Origin of the sequence: Pseudoalteromonas sp. DY56-GL79 (assembly GCF_041414765.1) — a bacterium.
GTDB lineage: Bacteria > Pseudomonadota > Gammaproteobacteria > Enterobacterales > Alteromonadaceae > Pseudoalteromonas > Pseudoalteromonas piscicida.
The window spans coordinates 1-15,960 of record NZ_JANHZS010000016.1 but is presented as its reverse complement, the minus strand read 5'-3'; the positions used below and the strand labels follow the sequence as shown (position 1 = coordinate 15,960).

Here is a 15,960-nt window from a genome sequence, read left to right as displayed (position 1 = left end):
GCTAAATTGCTGCGATGATTATACGTGGCAGTAGAATCTAGCCACTTGAAAACGACGATTAGTAAAGTGCAAAGTGCTCGCAAGTTCCGTCGTAAAGTCAAACTTGGCGGCAGGCAATCTTTGCTCATTGGTTAAATAAATTCGGCTAACCACATGACGGCGGTTATTTAAGTGAAGCCCTGCTCGCGCAGAGCTTTGTAAATACGCATTCACATGCTGGCTTTTCATATACCGGCCTGTCGCTGCGATTTGTTTATTGCTTGCCAATGCAAATGCCGCTGATACGGTGGCAGCGGGTGCTTTTACGGCCTCAGTTTGCGCTGACTTTCTCGCAACCTGCAAACCACTGGCAATAGAGGCAGTTTGCAGTTTTAAACTCATTTTGGCACCAACTAGAAAATCGAAGTGGGCACGTTTTGGTTTAGTACTATCGGTAACATCTTTAACGGCTTGGTAAAGCTCTGGACTTAAGATCACAGCGTCACTGGTATACGGAATTTCATTCGCCCACGCGATAAACATAAAGGTATGCGGCTGCTTTGATTGATAAGGCGCCAGTGCTATATCATCAATTTCTTGAAACCATTCAAAAAACTCAACGCTTACCCCTAGCGCTGCCAATGCTCGCTTTACTGAGCCAACGGTACCTTTGTGCTTATGCACTTTGACCGAATTGGCGATAAATGCCCGTTTAGTATCTACCGGCCAGCTTTCATCCCACTCATCTACTGATAAAGACCATGCAAGCCAAGGTAATAAAGCCTCTGGGCAAGTCTGTGGGTGCCATTGCTTGCCCACATATTCTGGGATAGTTGGTGTTACCTCAAGCTTACTCGGTAAGTCTTCAACTTGCTCAGCAATAGTGCGAACCAGCTTTGATGTGCCAGGTGGCAGTAATTTATGATAACTTGTCATAGCTCACCTTACTCCGTTGGAAAATGTAATTGCACATCGCGACAGTAAGCGGCATTTTTAGCACTTGGTGAGAGGTCGTCATGCATCGAGCAAAGCTTCACTTTTCTTACTCCTCCTTGATGCAAGGCATCAATAAGTCCCGAGCTGGGTACTTCTTTCCCGAGCAAGTAATGCGATTGAATAAAGTTTTCAATTGCACGATGGATGGACACTTTAACCTGCTCCGTATTAATACCTGCATTAAAGTAAATCTCGGCTTCAATCGTGTAGGCCGTTGGCTCTACCAAATGCACGCGTACAAGGTCCGTAAGCGGTCTAACATCTTCGTCGTTGAGATAACGTAACACCTCAGTTCTCAGTGCTTCTTTATCTTCCAAAGTCACCACTTCAGCAACTGGTAACACATGGACTTCAACAATACCCGGCAATGTTGATTCAACAAATACGTCTTTCACTTTTGCAGAAGCGGTAAACGCATGGTACTGATAAGCACCAGACGTGCCTCCCATTGAATGACTTTCAAGAGAAAGTGGGATCCGCAAACGATAGCGTTCATCCGATTCCGCTTCTTCTCGCGCTACACCGAACAAAACACCCAAATGATCCAAGTCACTGCCCGTAGCATATGCCACCATCACAGATTGTGCGGCATCATTTACACGCTGCCTCAGCAATACCTCACGATAGGCAAAAAGCTCCATCAGCTTTATTGCTGGATCTGAGGGAAGAAATGGAAAATCTGGAAACTGCTGTTGCAATTGCGCTTCTAATTCCTGATAAATAGCTTCATAGCTGACTGTCTCCAACACATCAGGTGCAGATAGGCGCGTCAAATCGATAGCATTATTCATGCTACTCTCCTTTTAAATGGGGTTGGATAAAGAAAGCCAATACGGCCGATAATAGCGGCGCTACGGACCCACTCTGCGGGCACCGAGCAACGTATCTAATTTTTTATCTATAGAATCTAAGCGCTTTTCGATGCGCTTTTGGTCTTCTTGGCGAATTTGCTTGAGGTGGTCAAGCTCTTGGGAGTTAGTGGTGATCCTTTTATCTAAGTCGCCAAGGTAAATAACACCAGACACCAACAGCGCAATGGTGGTGAGAATGTGGGCCAAATTAAACTCCTTTTTCATTTGCCATTGTTCAGGATGATTCACTTGCTGACCCCTTTTACTTTCTCAACGGTTCTAAGCCCTGCAAGCCCTAACATGGCAAGCGTAAGCTCTAACATCACATCCAGCGGCAACTCAGGTGTACCATGTTCAGGCATTAACCACTGTAGAATTGGATTAATCACGAACGAAAACAAAAAGCCTAGACCACACACCCACATCAAAAAAGGCCTCGCCCCCGCAACAAACACACTGCGATGCGCTGCTTGAACTTGATTGATCTGCGCTTGTACTAATGCATGCTTTGCTATCAGTCTCGCCTTTAAATGCTCTTGCTTGAGTACTTCTTCTTCACTGGTAAACAATTCATCAAGAATATTGCCAATTGCTTCTATCGGAGCCACTGTTTTTGCAGAAAATAGGCTACCTAATAGACTCATGATTGCCATTCCCCAGAGATCATCTGTTGAGCAAGCTCTTGCGCGCGATTGGGCACTTGTCTTGCCCAGCGGCTATCTAACATTTCAAGCGCAGCGGTATCAAAATCACCTTTTTCGACCGCTTGTAACATTCGACTAAAGTTAAGTAACCCTGTGATCCCTAAGTTAAATGCCATATTTACCAGCACCGCCATCCGTGCATCGTTGCAGTGTTGGGTTGCAATCCTGCGCGCCACCGCCGCTTTAGCATTTTCTACATCGCTCGCAAGCAGTGATTCTGCTTCTTCTTCATCAATCCCCTTATCATCGAGATTTCGACCATAGCCAATAGTCAGCTTTCCCGCGGTACAAAGGTAAGGAAATTGGCGAAACCCCTCATGTTTTTTGAGTTGCTCTACTGTATTCATTACGGACATACAATTCCCCTTTATTGTTGCTAATGTGTCGACATATTAACCATCAAGCTTTGCTCAGCTTTCAATAACCAAAACTCCATTGAACGCTTGCTGTCAAAACCCAATGTTTTTGCTGCATCGACCACCTTGTTATGCATCATGTATTTAGCTCGGATTGCACGCTTACATTCTGGCCTAAGTAACTCAATTGATGCGGTAAGTTGAGCAATTTCATCTGGCACATGCATCTGCTCTGCACTCACGTATTTGCTTGATGAACTGCCAATAGCTTCTGTTGCAGCTTGACGGCTAAAGCCCTTACCTAGCTCTTTACTACACCAAAACTTACCCCAGCGCTTAAGGGCAGTACGTACCTGTTTAATTGTCACTTGCTTGTTGGTCATGGATTTTTCCTATCACTTCTAAAATATCGAGTAAGTACACATCTTCAACTAGGCCAATAACATCATTCCAGCGTGGGCTATATTCCCTATTTTCCCATCGTCTTAACGTACGCTCCTCAATACCATAATGAGCGGCTGATTCAGCTTGCGTGTAACCTCTGAGCTTTCGCGCAACACGAAGAATTTCGGCTCCTGTTGGAGCTGGTTTGCTTTGACCCACCAGTCTGGATGTGGTTGTGTTTATAAGTGTCATTGTTCTCCTTACCTCAAAAAATAAACACGACTAGTGAAAATTTGTTCTGCTTAGCTGAATGGGGATCGCTGAAAAGCGAAAACAACGTAGCCGTTCATCCTTGCCATTGAGTTTTTAGTTCCGGTAAAAACCCACCACGCCCGTTAACATGTTCATCTGATAACTTTCTTCAGCGTAGTGATATAATAGCGATTTCTCGGATTGGAAACAGGTCAAAAATGACCTATGAATGATACGCTTACAATTGACAACTGGATAAATAAACAGTTCAATTATTTAACTTATTAAAAGGTAAATAAAAAATTACAATGGTTAACCAATACTAGCTTGGGCATTGTTTTTTCCTCGTTCTGAACTATCAACATTGCAGCACTGGAAGGCTTTCTCTAAAATACATCTAAATTAAAAAAGAGATTGGAAACTCATGGCTCAATATATTTATACCATGTCGCGGGTGAGCAAAGTTGTGCCACCTAAGCGCACTATTCTGAAAGACATTTCTTTATGCTTTTTCCCGGGCGCTAAAATTGGTGTTTTAGGTCTTAATGGTGCAGGTAAATCGACCTTACTTCGCATTATGGCGGGTGTGGATAATGAATTCGAGGGCGAGGCACGTCCGCAACCTGGTACTAAGATTGGTTACCTACCGCAGGAACCTGTACTAGATGAAAGCAAAACCGTTCGTGAAACAATTGAAGAAGCAGTTGGCGAAGTTAAGCGCGCACTTACTCGATTAGACGAAGTGTACGCAGAGTACGCAATGGAAGACGCTGACTTTGATGCGCTAGCTAAAGAGCAAGGCGAATTAGAAGCTATCATTCAAGCACATGACGGTCACAACCTAGATAATGCGCTTGAGCGCGCTGCCGATGCGCTTCGTTTACCAGAATGGGATGCAAAAATTGAGCACCTATCAGGTGGTGAAAGACGCCGTGTTGCTATCTGCCGCCTGTTACTTGAAAAGCCAGATATGCTGCTTCTTGACGAACCAACTAACCACTTAGATGCCGAGTCAGTTGCGTGGTTGGAGCGCTTCCTTCATGACTACGAGGGCACAGTGGTGGCGATCACCCACGACCGCTACTTCCTAGATAACGTAGCTGGCTGGATTTTAGAGCTTGACCGTGGCCATGGTATTCCGTGGGAAGGTAACTATTCTTCATGGCTTGAGCAAAAAGATGCACGTTTGAAGCAAGAAGAAAAATCAGAGAAAGCACGCCAGAAGTCGATTGAAAAAGAACTTGAATGGGTGCGCTCAAATCCGAAAGGTCGCCAAGCTAAGTCTAAAGCACGTATGGCGCAGTTTACCGAGCTTCAGCAAAACGACTATCAAAAGCGTAACGAAACCAACGAGCTATTCATTCCACCAGGTCCTCGCTTAGGCGACCAAGTAATTGAAGTGAGCAACTTACGTAAGAGCTTCGGTGACCGATTGTTGATTGACGATTTGAACTTCAACGTACCTAAAGGTGCAATTGTTGGGATCATCGGTGCAAACGGCGCGGGTAAGTCAACGCTGTTTAGAATGCTAAGCGGTCAAGAGCAGCCAGATAGTGGTAACATCACTATTGGTGAAACAGTTGAAATCGCCACTGTTGAACAGTTCCGTGATGACATGGACGGTAATAACACGGTATTCCAAGAGATCTCCAACGGCCAAGACATTCTTAAAATTGGTAACTTTGAAGTACCGAGCCGCGCCTATGTTGGCCGCTTTAACTTTAAGGGCAATGACCAACAAAAGTTTGTAAAAGAGCTTTCCGGTGGTGAGCGTAATCGTCTGCACTTAGCAAAACTACTAAAAGCAGGCGGTAACGTACTGTTGCTGGATGAACCAACCAACGATCTAGACGTTGAAACGTTACGAGCGCTAGAAAATGCGATTTTGGAATTCCCAGGCTGCGTTATGTGTATCTCGCACGACCGTTGGTTCCTAGACCGTATCGCGACCCACATCCTAGATTACCGTGATGAAGGCCAAATCAATTTCTTTGACGGCAACTACACTGAATACGAAGAATGGCTGAAGAAGACCTTTGGTGCTGAGGCCGCAGAGCCTAAACGTATCAAATACAAGAAGATTGGCTAATAATTAAAACATAAGGGCCTGTTGATCTTTCAAGTTTGTTTTTGCAGCAGTTTGATTGGTATTTATACAAGGCAGAGCCAGCGTAGCGTAGTCATTCTACGTAAGTCTGGCGATAAAGACTTTGTGCTCCTGCAAAGTCACCTTACCCCACATCCTTGTGGGGCAACACAGAAGAAATGCTAATCAAGCGCTGCCCTTTGGGTTCATCTGAGTGCGCTTTGTTCATTGTTGCTCAACTTTTGCCTAGATTACTAGGCGGCAAGTCGAGCGTCGCGACCAAAACACACTCAGAAGAACAAAAATCAAACAGCAAAGGTCAACAGGCCCTAGTCTATCGACGATGATAATCTGAGGCTCCCCGTTAGGAGCCTTTTTTATTTTTTAATACCTGCTTAGCTTTATTCATGCCGCACTGTTGAAACAAGTAGCAAATCAAATTTCAGTGGCAATTCCATCCAAGCGGCGTAATTTATTGTCATTTTTTAGTAGCGAGCACAATGATATAAGCTATTCTTTACCTATACGGACTATTAGGATCAGTAATGAAAGAACGTCGACGTTTTTCCAGAGTTATTTTTTCAAACGAGGCACAATTTATGGCCTCAAGCGGTGATTTTAGCTGCGAAATCTTGGATTTATCGCTCAATGGCGCGTTACTCACCCTGCCCGATGGTTATGTGCCACTCAAAAATGACCCAGCAAGTTTAAACTTTTATTTACCTGGCAGTGATATCCAAATTACGATGGAGGTAGAAGTTCGTCATGTTGAAGAGGGTCATCTAGGCGTACATTGCCGCCAAATCGATCTTGATAGTGTGACGCATTTAAAGCGCCTTATTGAACTTAACCTTGGAGATGATGATATACTACATCGCGAGCTAGAGCAGCTCACCTACGATGATGATTAATATCTATCGGATTTCAAATTCGATGCTATAACAAAGAGAAAATTATGATTTTGGATTCTTTACAAGGATTTGTCCCTTTTATTTCCTACTTCGGCCTTGCCTACTTACTTACCCTAGTCTTTTTGTTTATTTACTCCAAAGTTACCCCTTATTGTGAGTGGAAACTAGTTAAAGAAAACAACCCTGCTGCTGCAACTGCGTTTTGCGGTACCTTAATTGGTTTTGTCTTACCTATCGCCAGTGCCGCTGTCAATGCAGTCTCTCTTATTGATTTTGCCGTTTGGGGTGTTATTGCGGGAGTCATGCAGTTAATTACCTTCTTCATGGTAAGGCTTTATATGCCAAAGCTATCTGAGAAAATCGAAAACAATCACATCAGTGCTGGGTTGTTCTTAGGTGGTGCCTCGCTTGCGACCGGAATTTTGAATGCCGCTTGCATGACCTATTAAGGAGTCAAGATGAAAAGGAGTAGAACAATCAAATTGACTTTATTAATGGGCGCCACAGGAGGGTTGACCGCGTGTGGTGATAGCGACGAATCAGCGTTACTTTTTAAAGACGTTGATGAATGTACATCATTCGGTATTGAAGAAGAAGCATGCCAGTTTCAATACCAACAAGCACTCGATAGCCATCGCCAAGAAGCCCCCAAATATGCCTCTGAACAGCTATGCGAAAGCGACTTTGGCTTTGATCGCTGTGAAAATTCGAGTGGTGGGATCTGGCGTCCAATTATGGCAGGCTTTATGGTTGCTGCACTTGCAGAAGCAGTAGACGAAGGCCTAGACATGATGAAAAAGCGCAAAAAGAAGAAAGCGGCTTACTTAGGTGGCACTTACTACTCTGGCGCAAAGCCACTGTATCGCTCTCGTGATGACTTCTTTAGCTACCGAAATGCGCAAAACGGGTTTGTCGCGTCTGCAAAGTCTTCGGGTACAACATCGGTCAAAAGCTCAACTATAAATTACAAGCCTCGCGCCAGCTCAGTATCACGCAGTCGCGGTGGATTTGGCCGCACAGCTTCTCGTAGTAGTAGTGGCAGTTGGGGCAGCTAAGCCAACCTTCGCTTGATAAAATATAAGCCGAGGTCCACTCGGCTTTTTATTGAGTGCTCTGTAGTTTACCAAGTATCTACGCATTGATATTAGACGGTTCGATTTTACACTTATGTTAAGAATTTCTATTGATGAACGCCCACACTGGCGTGAACAAGCAAAAGCCCACGGCTTTGAATTTCATACTATGTATGGTGAAAAGTATTGGGACGAAAGTGCATATTATCAATTTACGTTAAAACAAATTGAGCAAGACTTGGAAGACCCAAGTGATGAACTCCACCAAATGCTCTTACACCTTGTCGATTTAGTGTGTAATGATGAGTCACTTCTGCAACAGTTTGCTATTCCTGAGTCTCAATGGGAATTAGTGACTCGCTCATGGCGTCGTCGAGACCAAGCGCTCTATGGTCGCTTTGACTTTAGTTACGATGGTAAGTCACCAGCTAAGCTGCTGGAGGCCAATTATGACACGCCCACCAGTTTATTCGAAACGGGTTACTGGCAGTGGCTATGGCTTGAAGAACAGGTAAGAGCCGGTAAGCTACCGCGTAATGCGGATCAATTTAATGGCCTTCAAGAAGCGCTGATAGAGCGTTTTTATCAACTGCATAAATTCCACCGCGGTGCTCCCCTACACTTTTCTTGCTGCAAAGAAAGCATTGAGGACTTGGGCACCATTCAATATATGCGCAGCTGCGCGATGGAAGCTGGACTCAAAACGAAACAAGTTTTTATCGAAGATATCGGATTTAATAACCAACACTTTGTCGACCTTGATGATGGAAAAATCCAATGGATGTTTAAGCTATACCCGTGGGAATTTATGTTTCAAGATGAATATAGTGAACAATTATCAGAAGCAAAAGTGCAATGGCTAGAGCCTGCTTGGAAAGCGATTTTATCAAATAAAGCAATTTTACCTTTGCTATGGCAAACCTTTCCAAATCACCCAAATCTGTTACCTGCATACTTTGAACAAGATAAGCATAAAATCGCAAACAGTGAGTCCGGCTATGTGAAAAAGCCGCTATTTTCTCGTGAGGGCGCGAATATTGAGATCCGAAAAGATCAACAGCTGCTTGCACAGTCTGCAGGTGGATATGGCGAAGAAGGCTATATTTATCAAGCCTACTCACCTTTACCCAAATTTGCAGGATTCAATACGCTCATCGGTTCATGGATTGTCGGTGATAAAGCTGTTGGAATTGGTGTACGTGAAGATAAAAGTCTGATCACCCAAGATCTTAGCCGTTTCTTACCCCATATCATTGTTGGCTAAATGCTCCGGTTCGTCTAAATAAGTTAGTCTGGATGGAACAAATGTGTTCCATCCCTCAAATTAGTGTTCAGCCGAAAATAAAAGCTTATTAAATTCATACCATTCGTACTTTTTAGACAAACACTTGGCAAAACCGACGCAAAAATTAACACAAACTTAACTAGTGTACTAAAGTAGTATCTGGGTTTTGCATCAAGCTGAGAAAGCAATACTTGCCTTGCTGCAACAAATTTTTGGAAAGTGCACTCAACAGGTTGGAGTGCATAGATACGTTATAGATCACTTAGCGAGCTAGGAAGTAATACCAATTGGTATAAAAGCAGTCAGCCTCAAAAGTGTGAGACATAGTCGACTAAGGAACTCACATGACTCACTACAAAATAGGTACAGATATTAGTCAAAAACCCATTCCAGACGCGGTGAAAGTCGCTGTGATAGGGGCTGGTATGTCTGGTTTGTATAGCGCTTGGCGATTACAGTGCGAAACAGACGTTGATGACTTCGCCATTTTTGAGCGCAGCAACCGCACAGGTGGAAGATTAGACTCAGATCTTATCCATTTTAGAGATAACCGCGCTGGAGCAAAACCTGACAGCACTATTACGGTCAAAGAAGAACAAGGTGGTATGCGGTTTCTATTTGAGGGTATGGATGACCTAATGGCCCTCTTTCTAAAATTGGGCCTAGAAGATCAGATAGTCCCTTTCCCTATGAATAGCGACGGCAATAACCGACTCTACTTTCGCGGGACCAGCTTTTCGGTAAACGACGCTAAGCAAGACGACTATCATATTTGGTCGGCACTTTATAACCTCGACCCAAACGAACAAGGCGTTAATCCCAAAGATATTATTAATGTTGTTTTTAATCGTATCTTGCAAGTGAATCCAAAATTCGATTCAAGGCCTGAGGTTCGCGGTCCAGAATTTTGGCAGGAGTTCCGTCTGCAATGTCAATGGCAAGGTGAGCCGCTGTATAATTGGTCTTTGTGGGATTTACTCACTGATATGGGTTATAGCCAAGAATGTATCACCATGCTGTATCGTGTTTTGGGCTTTAATGGCACTTTCTTATCGAAAATGAATGCGGGGGTTGCCTATCAGCTTTTGGAAGACTTTCCTGCAGATGTCGAATTTAGAACCTTTAAAGACGGCTTTAGCACCCTGCCAAACGCGCTGGTGGATAAAATAGGTAAAGAGAAGATTTACCTGCAAACAAGCATCGATAGCATCGCCTTTGATAAAGCAGACAATCTATATGTACTTAAGTACACCAAAACCGAGCAAGACGGACAGATAAGCGAAGGAACATTTAAAGCCGAAAAGCTTATTTTAGGGCTACCAAGGCTCGCGCTTGAAAAGTTGTTCATAGCGTCGGATGTATTCAAACAACTACCAAAGCAGCGGCGCGATGCGTTATGGGATACATTGCAAAGCACAAGCAACCAACCGCTCCTGAAGATTAATTTATACTACGACACTGCATGGTGGGGAACCGGCATGACAGGCCGTCCAGCTGTCAGCTTTGGACCTAACTTTGCCGATTTACCAACGGGTTCTGTTTATCCCTTTTATGCTTTAGATGATGAACTCGCAGCCGCGCTTATGTATAACGAGCGTCATGCAGAGCCTAACTCTGAAACTCAACACAAACTCGAAGGGATAGAAGCCGCTAAATACAGTCGCCCAGCCGCATTGACTATTTACTGTGATTATTTAAATATTAATTTTTGGAGTGCACTGCAAAATAAAGGTGAGCTTTATCATCACCCTCGTGAGTCGGAACTCGTTGAATCTATTCCCAGTGATATATTTCCAGCCTCGGAAGCGGTTGTACGACAAGCGACACAATTCTTTAAAGACATTTTTAATACACATTATGTTCCACAGCCCACCCTCACAAGCGCTCGAATTTGGGAAGGGAATGTGAATTTCAATGTCCCTGAAAATCTGCAATTTGGTTTTGGTGTACATCAATGGGCAATTGGCGCGAATGATAAAGATGTCATCGAAGATTTAGTGGAGCCGTTGCCAAATCTGCTTACCTGCGGTGAAGCTTACTCTGATTATCAGGGCTGGGTAGAGGGCGCGTTACGTTCGACAGATTTAGCGCTACAAAAAGGGTTTGGTTTAGCGCCACTAAGCGAGGTCTTTGAAACAGACCAAGGCTGTAGCTCGTCAGAAGCAATACAAATTGCCTATCGGAAAATTGCTAATGAAATGATTATGGAATATATCGATCCTAACTTCTCGCCAAATACTAAAGACAAAGTAACGCTTGCTGATGCCAATAGTGTGCTTGGCGTTAACCTCAGTTATTTCGATAAGCCCTAACTCGCCTCCCTAGGGCCTGTTGACCTTTGCTGTTTGATTTTTGTTCTTCTGAGTGGGTTTTGGTCGCGACGCTCGACTTGCCGCCTAGTAATCTAGGCCAAAGTTGAGCAACAATGAACAAAGCGCACTCAGGTGAACCCAAAGGGCAGCGCTTGATTGGCATTTCTACTGTGTTGCCCCACAAGGATGTGGGGTAAGGTGACTTTGCAGGAGCACAAAGTCTTTATCGCCTGACTCACATAGAACAACTATGCTACGCAGGCTCTGCCTTGTATAAATACCAATCAAACTGCTGCAAAAACAAACTTGAAAGATAAACAGGCCCTAATAATGAGGAGTTTTTACTCCTCATTAGTCCTACCTTGCAGAACTAATTGATAGTTTTCGATCAACTAAAACCGTTCCGGCGTATTTCAAGTTAACCTAAGCTCCGTTGATCTGAGCCCTGTGATAAGTATTCTATGCTTTTGTGATAAAAACGTGATAACTCCGTGAGCCTATCTCAATATCTTGCAGCCATGATAAGGAGACTGTTAATCCTAATAAGAAGAGTACATCATGAAAGCAAAAATCCTGACCACCCTAGTCGCCACGTGTTTATCAAGCGCAGCGCTGGCACAAGACCTTGAAGTAAAGATCACTAACCTCACTCACGGTATTTACTATACGCCTTTACTGGTGGCTGCTCATAATCAAGATACCGCTCTTTTTAAACTCGGTGAGCAAGCATCTGAAGCATTACAAGCCATGGCCGAAGGCGGTGACATTTCAGCTTTAGGACAAATTCTCGAAAGCGCAAACGCCAATATGGTCGCCAACCCAGCTGAGGGGCTACTTGCACCCGCAGGCACTACAATGGTCACGATATCAACCAGTGAAGACAATACGCACCTTTCAATTGTGGCGATGCTACTTCCTACCAATGATGGATTTGTAGGATTAAACGCTTGGCCTATTCCAAGCGCTGCCGGCACCTATGAAGTTTACCTTAATGCCTATGATGCGGGTACTGAAGCGAATAATGAACTGGTTGTCGAAGGCTCTGGTGCACCCGGTATTTTGGGGATCCCAGCATCACCAGGTACGGCTCCAGGAACTCAAGGAGCCGGTGTTACAGCAAGTGAAGAAAACACCATGGTCCATATTCACAGAGGCAACGTAGGTGACGCTGAGCAAGTCGGCGGTAATAGCGATCTGCATAACACCGTGCACCGTTGGTTAAATCCCGTAGCTAAAGTAACAGTAACCGTAAAATAAGGGGGAGCTATGAAAGCGAAATTAGCATTAATTGCCATGTCTGCGCTCCTGCTCAGTGCATGTGGAGACAATGATAATAATATGGTGATGCCAGAGCCTCCCGTTGAGCCAGAGCCGGTTGAGTATGAATTTGCCATCACCATCACCAACCTTACACATGCACAGCCTATGTCACCAATTGCAGCGCTGCTTCATCAGTCTGGTCATTACTTTACTGTCGGCATGCCAGCAAGTGAAGCATTAGAGCAACTTGCAGAGGGCGGAAATAACAGCGACATCATCACCGACGAGATGACACAAGCATCCGTCTCAACGGATGGACCTTTGGGCCCCGGTGCAACAACCAACCTTTCCATCAAAACTACAGACCTTTCTGAGCTTAAATTATCGCTATTAACCATGATGGTGAATACCAATGATGGATTCTCCGGTCTAAATGCTATAGACGTCTCTGCGCTGCCCGTAGGCGAGATGCAAATGTATCGAACACTTGCCTACGATGCTGGCACTGAGCTGAATAGCGAAGCCGCGGGAACCATACCAGGCCCAGCAGATAGCGGTGAGGGCTTTAACGCAGAGCGCAACGATAATCACAACATGGTGACGATGCACAGTGGTGTAGTTGGTAGTGATGATGGACTCCAAAGTTCAACGCTCACTAGTATCCATAAATTTGATAACCCGCTGCTTGCAGTCACTATCGAGAGAGTTAAATAGCCTATGCGCAAACGTCTGCCATAGGCGTTTGCGCTTTCATAAAGGGCTATTTATGTTAGAAAACGTGTTGCTAGTTGAAGATGACTTAGACATAGCGAGATTACTCCAAGTGCATTTAGAGGAGTTAGCTTTAGAGGTCACGCATGTTGCCGACGGCAGCCAAGTATTGTCGGTTGCTAAAGCGAACGATTTTGCCGTGATCTTACTGGATTTAATGCTACCTAATATGGATGGACTAACCCTTTGTCGAGAGCTGAAGGCGCTTTACCCTATGAGTAGTGTCATCATCGTCACCTCAAAAAGTAGCGATATCGATAGGATCATTGGACTTGAAGTTGGTGCGGACGACTATATATGCAAGCCTTTTAATACGAGAGAATTGCAAGCAAGAGTGAAAGCACAGCTACGCCATGTCAGGCAACTTAAGCAACCAATGCAAACTGAAAATGCGAATTTCCCAAGCGATAAAATTGCAGTTGGGAGCCTAGTTATCGATGCCTGTTGTCATGAAATTTCGTTGGCTAATGTTAGATTAGACCTTACCGCAACCGAATTTGAGCTGCTGCAGTTTTTTGCTAAACACCCAAATCACGTGTTTTCTCGAACCCAGTTATTAGAGTCAGTATGGGGCTACCAACACTCAGGATACGAGCATACCGTTAACTCCCATATTAATCGTCTGAGGGCAAAGCTTGAAGCTATTTCAAATAATACGGTGATCGAAACAGTATGGGGTGTTGGTTACAAGTTAAATTCGGCCTCTCTTAGTGGGCATAGCGTATGAAGCTCTCACTCTACAAAAAACTCGCACTGACCTTATTTGTCACTTTCGTTGTCATTGCAGCGATTTTTGTGTGGTGGACTCAAGCGCTATCTCAAGTGTCTAAATCTCAAGCAGAACAACAATTACACCTCGCACTTGCGACCCATCTTGTCGACGATAACCCCCTGATAAAAGAGGGAGTGTACGACTATGATGGTTTGAGTAATCTATTTCACATCTTGATGATCTTAGGCCCCTCATTCGAGTTTTATTTTGTCTCCCCTGAAGGTAAGCTATTAACTTATTCTGCAGCCCCTGGAGAGGTTAAACGTCAGCAAATTGATGTTACCCCATTAAAAAAGCTCCTAAAGAGCGATAGCCAACTACCTGTATTTGGTGACGACCCGAGGAGCGTTAACGGCAGTAAAATTTTCTCTGTGGCCCCTGTATTTAACCAGAATATTTTACAGGGTTATCTATATATCATCATCGGCTCGTCAAAATACGATAGCATTATTGAGCAGCTAAAAAATTCAGATAAGGTGATGCTCGGCGTAAGTTGGTTATTAGGCACTTTGTTCTTTTTGCTGGTTGTCGTCTTGCTACTGCTTAATAAAATCACCAAGCCCGTGTCCAGACTGACTCAATATATAGATCAAGTCAGCCAAAACCATTTTAATATTAGTCGTGATGCCCAAATAAATTGGCCCGAAGAACATGATGAGATCCATCAGCTGGGTCGCAGCGTCAATGCGATGCTGGATAAAATTCAGCAGCAATTAACCACACTTAACCTCAAAGATGAACAACGTAAAGAATTACTTTCACAGCTAAGCCACGATCTTCGCACACCACTTGCCTCGCTTAAAGGTTACATTGAGCTGATAGAAAAACAAACGAGTGACAAAAATATCGTTTCGCATATCGAAATTGCCAGCAAAAATATAAATCAGCTCAATCATCTTATCGCACAGATTTTTGAACTCGCCCATCTAGAAGCTGGACATACCAAACTTCATATTGAGCCCTTTAATCTACTTGAACTTATGTATGACGTTGCGGCTAAGTTTACATTGCAGGCTAAACAGCGCGGAATAACCATGTTAATAAGCCCTAAAGCAAGCGAAGTTAGTATATACAGTGATATCGGGAAATTAGACAGAATCCTATCAAACCTCATCGATAACGCTATCAGGCACACTCATGCTGGTGGTGAAGTACAGCTCACATTACAGCAACAACAAGATATTGCTTTAGTGAGTGTTAATGATACTGGCATTGGGATTAATGCCACTGACCTTCCCTATATATTCGACGCTAGCTTTCAGGCTAAAAATAGCCTAAGTAACCGTAAACACAATGCAGGGCTTGGCCTTGCGATCACAAACGAGCTCGTTAAATTATTAAAAGGAAATATTAGCGTATCAAGCAAGCTAAACCGAGGTTGTAAATTTACAATTTCACTACCACTTTGATTTTCCACCTTTCCTTCTTTTTGTACCTAAAAGGAAAAGTAACATGTTCTCGGCGTATAGACATACAAATCGGTGGATAAACCACCTCCTACCATATTGCACTTTGCTTATGCTGTGGTGAGAGCGAGATTATCTCGCGAAGGTGATCACTTTGTAGATTGGGAAAGCCTTCAACGTTTTCGACTTGGATATGTATGCACACAAATCGGTGGGTAAACCGCCTACTATATTGCACTGTACTTATGCTGTGGTGAGAGCGAGTTTATCTCGCGATATATTGGATCAAAAAACAAAAAACCCGCTACATTACTGTAGCGGGTTTCTTTAATTAGGCCCTGACGATGTTCTACTTTCACATGGGTAATCCACACTATCATCGACGCTGTTTTGTTTCACTTCTGAGTTCGGTATGGGGTCAGGTGGTTCCAAAACGCTATGGTCATCAGGAAAATACTGTTTTTAAGTTTTTATTTTTATATTAAATTTGGCCCTGGCGATGTTCTACTTTCACATGGGTAATCCACACTATCATCGACGCTGTTTTGTTTCACTTCTGAGT

At 43.9% G+C, this 15,960-nt stretch carries 18 protein-coding genes and 1 rRNA gene; 10 read left to right on the top strand and 9 right to left on the bottom strand.

Annotation, left to right across the window (positions count from 1 at the left end):
• Window positions 1-18 precede the first annotated feature (18 nt).
• From NO992_RS12770 to NO992_RS12740, 7 genes are read right to left on the bottom strand one after another with little or no spacing between them, the layout of a single operon-like run.
• Window positions 19-915, bottom strand: a complete 897-nt coding sequence (locus NO992_RS12770; protein ID WP_371377606.1) for a phage tail protein I — start codon at window positions 913-915, stop codon at window positions 19-21.
• An 8-nt stretch (window positions 916-923) separates the two neighbouring features.
• The gene (locus tag NO992_RS12765; RefSeq protein WP_239357721.1) at window positions 924-1,766 is read right to left on the bottom strand and encodes a baseplate J/gp47 family protein; all 843 of its coding nucleotides are present in this window, start codon (window positions 1,764-1,766) and stop codon (window positions 924-926) included.
• Between the two features lie 60 nt (window positions 1,767-1,826).
• The gene (locus NO992_RS12760) at window positions 1,827-2,075 is read right to left on the bottom strand and encodes a hypothetical protein (protein WP_010378331.1); all 249 of its coding nucleotides are present in this window, start codon (window positions 2,073-2,075) and stop codon (window positions 1,827-1,829) included.
• Complete coding sequence (locus tag NO992_RS12755) at window positions 2,072-2,479, bottom strand: 3TM-type holin (protein WP_017218912.1); 408 nt, start codon at window positions 2,477-2,479, stop codon at window positions 2,072-2,074. The genes NO992_RS12760 and NO992_RS12755 overlap by 4 nt, the downstream gene beginning before the upstream one ends.
• The gene (locus tag NO992_RS12750) at window positions 2,467-2,886 is read right to left on the bottom strand and encodes a glycoside hydrolase family protein (RefSeq protein ID WP_017218911.1); all 420 of its coding nucleotides are present in this window, start codon (window positions 2,884-2,886) and stop codon (window positions 2,467-2,469) included. Before NO992_RS12750 ends, NO992_RS12755 begins: the two co-directional genes overlap by 13 nt.
• A gap of 20 nt (window positions 2,887-2,906) precedes the next feature.
• The gene (locus tag NO992_RS12745; protein ID WP_039496108.1) at window positions 2,907-3,269 is read right to left on the bottom strand and encodes a hypothetical protein; all 363 of its coding nucleotides are present in this window, start codon (window positions 3,267-3,269) and stop codon (window positions 2,907-2,909) included.
• Entirely contained in the window at window positions 3,244-3,522 is a 279-nt protein-coding gene (locus NO992_RS12740; RefSeq protein WP_010378322.1) for a DNA-binding transcriptional regulator, read from the bottom strand. The genes NO992_RS12745 and NO992_RS12740 overlap by 26 nt, the downstream gene beginning before the upstream one ends.
• A 424-nt stretch (window positions 3,523-3,946) precedes the next feature.
• Here NO992_RS12740 and ettA point away from each other — a divergent pair, with 424 nt between their 5' ends.
• The 6 genes from ettA (at window position 3,947) to NO992_RS12710 (ending at window position 11,189) form a co-directional block, all read left to right on the top strand.
• On the top strand, window positions 3,947-5,611 hold the full coding sequence (gene ettA, locus NO992_RS12735) for an energy-dependent translational throttle protein EttA (protein ID WP_010378320.1): 1,665 nt from the start codon (window positions 3,947-3,949) through the stop codon (window positions 5,609-5,611).
• A 542-nt stretch (window positions 5,612-6,153) separates the two neighbouring features.
• Window positions 6,154-6,519, top strand: a complete 366-nt coding sequence (locus NO992_RS12730) for a PilZ domain-containing protein (protein WP_010378318.1) — start codon at window positions 6,154-6,156, stop codon at window positions 6,517-6,519.
• Window positions 6,520-6,563: 44 nt separating this feature from the next.
• Window positions 6,564-6,968, top strand: coding sequence for a DUF350 domain-containing protein (locus NO992_RS12725; protein WP_010378315.1), 405 nt, complete (start codon window positions 6,564-6,566; stop codon window positions 6,966-6,968).
• 9 nt (window positions 6,969-6,977) lie between these two features.
• Window positions 6,978-7,574 (top strand): DUF1190 domain-containing protein, encoded by a 597-nt coding sequence (locus tag NO992_RS12720; RefSeq protein ID WP_010378313.1) that lies wholly within the window; start codon window positions 6,978-6,980, stop codon window positions 7,572-7,574.
• Between the two features lie 112 nt (window positions 7,575-7,686).
• The gene (locus NO992_RS12715; protein WP_349195487.1) at window positions 7,687-8,856 is read left to right on the top strand and encodes a glutathionylspermidine synthase family protein; all 1,170 of its coding nucleotides are present in this window, start codon (window positions 7,687-7,689) and stop codon (window positions 8,854-8,856) included.
• 365 nt (window positions 8,857-9,221) lie between these two features.
• On the top strand, window positions 9,222-11,189 hold the full coding sequence (locus NO992_RS12710; RefSeq protein WP_371377599.1) for an FAD-dependent L-amino acid oxidase: 1,968 nt from the start codon (window positions 9,222-9,224) through the stop codon (window positions 11,187-11,189).
• On the opposite strand, the gene NO992_RS12705 is transcribed toward NO992_RS12710, so the two are convergent.
• A complete protein-coding gene (locus tag NO992_RS12705) occupies window positions 11,167-11,352 on the bottom strand; it encodes a hypothetical protein (RefSeq protein WP_081629139.1) in 186 nt (61 codons plus the stop codon). The genes NO992_RS12710 and NO992_RS12705 overlap by 23 nt on opposite strands.
• 395 nt (window positions 11,353-11,747) lie before the next feature.
• On the opposite strand from NO992_RS12705, the gene NO992_RS12700 reads away from it, so the two are divergent.
• From NO992_RS12700 to NO992_RS12685, 4 genes are read left to right on the top strand one after another with little or no spacing between them, the layout of a single operon-like run.
• Window positions 11,748-12,446, top strand: a complete 699-nt coding sequence (locus NO992_RS12700; protein ID WP_010378306.1) for a spondin domain-containing protein — start codon at window positions 11,748-11,750, stop codon at window positions 12,444-12,446.
• Window positions 12,447-12,455: 9 nt separating this feature from the next.
• The gene (locus NO992_RS12695) at window positions 12,456-13,163 is read left to right on the top strand and encodes a spondin domain-containing protein (protein ID WP_371377596.1); all 708 of its coding nucleotides are present in this window, start codon (window positions 12,456-12,458) and stop codon (window positions 13,161-13,163) included.
• 52 nt (window positions 13,164-13,215) lie between these two features.
• Window positions 13,216-13,947: a response regulator transcription factor gene (locus NO992_RS12690; protein ID WP_371377592.1), complete on the top strand. Its 732-nt coding sequence runs from the start codon at window positions 13,216-13,218 to the stop codon at window positions 13,945-13,947.
• The gene (locus tag NO992_RS12685) at window positions 13,944-15,401 is read left to right on the top strand and encodes an ATP-binding protein (protein ID WP_371377589.1); all 1,458 of its coding nucleotides are present in this window, start codon (window positions 13,944-13,946) and stop codon (window positions 15,399-15,401) included. The genes NO992_RS12690 and NO992_RS12685 overlap by 4 nt, the downstream gene beginning before the upstream one ends.
• 333 nt (window positions 15,402-15,734) lie before the next feature.
• Here the strand turns inward: NO992_RS12685 and rrf are convergent.
• Window positions 15,735-15,848 (bottom strand): 5S ribosomal RNA (gene rrf, locus NO992_RS12680).
• Window positions 15,849-15,960: the final 112 nt, after the last annotated feature.